Below are 2,100 nucleotides of genomic sequence, written 5' to 3' on the forward strand. Positions count from 1 at the left end.
GTGGTGAACGAGGTCGTCGACGGCGGCGGGGTGTCCTACGCGTTCCGGCTCGCGGAGGAGATGAACGCGTCGGGCACCGACGCGGTCCGGGCGTTCACCGCCACCACGCGTATCTACGACCTGCGGTCCCTGTGGGACGCCATCCAGGCGCTCGACAACGTCGTGCCCACGGAGACCGCGGACGAGATGGTGCTCGAGAGCCGGCGCCTCCTCGACCGCGCGTCGCGCTGGTTCCTGTCCAACCGCCCGCAGCCGCTCGCGGTCGGCGCCGAGATCAACCGGTTCCACAAGGTGGTGGCCGAGCTCGCGCCCGAGGTCGTCGACATGCTGCGCGGCACCGAGCGGGAGCTCGCCGCCAAGCGTGCGGAGGGGCTCGTCGCCCGGGGCGTGCCGACCGAGCTCGCGGAGCGGATCGCCTCGCTGCTCAACGGGTACTCGCTGCTGGACATCACCGAGGTATCCGAGCTCGCCGAGCGGGATGCGGGGCTGGACACCGAGCGCAGCCCGCGGGAGACCGCCGAGCTGTACTACGCGCTGTCCGACCACCTCAACCTAGACTCGATGCTGACGTCGGTCAGCGACCTCGCGCGGGGCAACCGGTGGCACGCGCTGGCCCGGCTGGCGCTGCGCGACGACATGTACTCGTCGCTGCGGGACATCACGCTCGACGTGCTGCGCCAGAGCGACCCGGGCACCTCGGCGGATACGAAGATCGCGAACTGGGAGCGCACCAACGCGTCCCGGCTGGCCCGTGCGCGGTCGTCGCTGGAGGAGATCCAGCACTCCGGCCGGCTCGATCTCGCCATACTGTCGGTCGCCGCCCGGCAGGTGCGCAGTATGGTCCGCTAGTGGGAGTCTTCATCGCCGAGGTCCGGCCGCGCTGGTCGGACATGGACGTGTACGGGCATGTGAACCATGCCAACACGGTGACCTTGCTCGAGGAGGCCCGGATCGCCCTCCTGTTCGGCGAGGGCGCTCGGCACGGAGCCGAGCGGCTCGCGTCGGGGGTGCTGGTGGCCCGGCTCGTCGTGGACTACCACGCGCCGCTGATCGCCGACGGCGGGAGCATCCGGGTGGCGGTGTCCCTGCGGGAGATGCGGCACGCGACCTTCGTCCTGGACTACGAGGTCCACAATGGACTGGCCGCGGACGATCCGATCGCGGTCACCGCGCAGACGACGATGGTGCCCTACGACCTCGCGAACAGCCGGCCGCGCCGGATGTCCGAGGCGGAGCGGGACTTCCTCGCCGCCTGGCGCAGCAACGGCAGCGGGGGCAAGGGTGCCTGAGCTGGAGTTCGCCGAGCGCTCCGAGCGTGACGACCTCGGCGCGTTCGTGGCCCGCGCGGTGCGCCTGGAGGGCTCGACCGTCGTCCGCTTGCGGGGCCGCGAGAACGGGCGCATCGACGCGTGGGTGGCCACGCCGTTCGACGTGCTCGCCACCCGCACCGTCCTGGGCCGGGTCGAGCCCGCCGACGTCACGGTGTCCGGCAACGAGCTGCTCGCCGCGCTGTCCGTCTCGCGCGGCGAGCTGGTCGACCCGGGCCCGGTGCTCGACCTGCAGTGGCGCTCCGCGCTGCCGCCGCTGGAGCACTGGCAGGTCGTCGAGTCGCTTCCGGCGAAGATCGTGAACGACCTGGCCGACCGCGGGCTCGCGGTGGCGCGGGAGAACATGGGCCCGCACGGCACGCCGCCCGCGTCGCTGCTCGACCAGACCGTGCTGACCGTGAGCGGCGACAAGCTCGAGGTCAAGATCCCGCTGCGCTGCCTGTTCGCCATGTCCGGCATGGGTTTCCTCGGCTCGGGCACGGCCGACGAGCAGGTGCGGGTGACCGCCACGGACGCGTGGCTGCGCATCGACGCGCGGTTCGGCGCGGTGGTGCGCCGGCGGCACGCGCTGCTGCCGTTGCTCGTCTGAGGTTGCCGAATTCTTACGTCCGGGCGGCCGGATGCGACCGGAACGGGCCGGAGGGAGTCAGAGGGGCATGTACGACCGCACGAACGACCGGCCGGACCCCGCGGACCCCGGCGAGCAGGACCCGGCGCGCCGGTTCCTCGACCAGACCGTGCCGCGCGAGGACTACTGGGAGGGCCGCGAGCC

Annotated in this window: 2 protein-coding genes and 1 pseudogene; all 3 read left to right on the forward strand. The window is 72.3% G+C overall.

Annotated elements, in window-relative coordinates:
* Nucleotides 1-849: pseudogene (locus VH969_RS04620) on the forward strand (NAD-glutamate dehydrogenase); the annotation flags it as partial.
* The gene (locus tag VH969_RS04625) at nucleotides 849-1,289 is read left to right on the forward strand and encodes an acyl-CoA thioesterase (RefSeq protein WP_331970856.1); all 441 of its coding nucleotides are present in this window, start codon (nucleotides 849-851) and stop codon (nucleotides 1,287-1,289) included. The pseudogene VH969_RS04620 and the gene VH969_RS04625, both read left to right, overlap by 1 nt.
* On the forward strand, nucleotides 1,282-1,917 hold the full coding sequence (locus tag VH969_RS04630; protein WP_331970859.1) for a DUF8010 domain-containing protein: 636 nt from the start codon (nucleotides 1,282-1,284) through the stop codon (nucleotides 1,915-1,917). Before VH969_RS04625 ends, VH969_RS04630 begins: the two co-directional genes overlap by 8 nt.
* Nucleotides 1,918-2,100: the final 183 nt, after the last annotated feature.

The sequence above is a fragment of the Actinophytocola sp. genome, from assembly GCF_036555685.1.
In the GTDB taxonomy this organism is placed as follows: domain Bacteria; phylum Actinomycetota; class Actinomycetes; order Mycobacteriales; family Pseudonocardiaceae; genus Actinophytocola.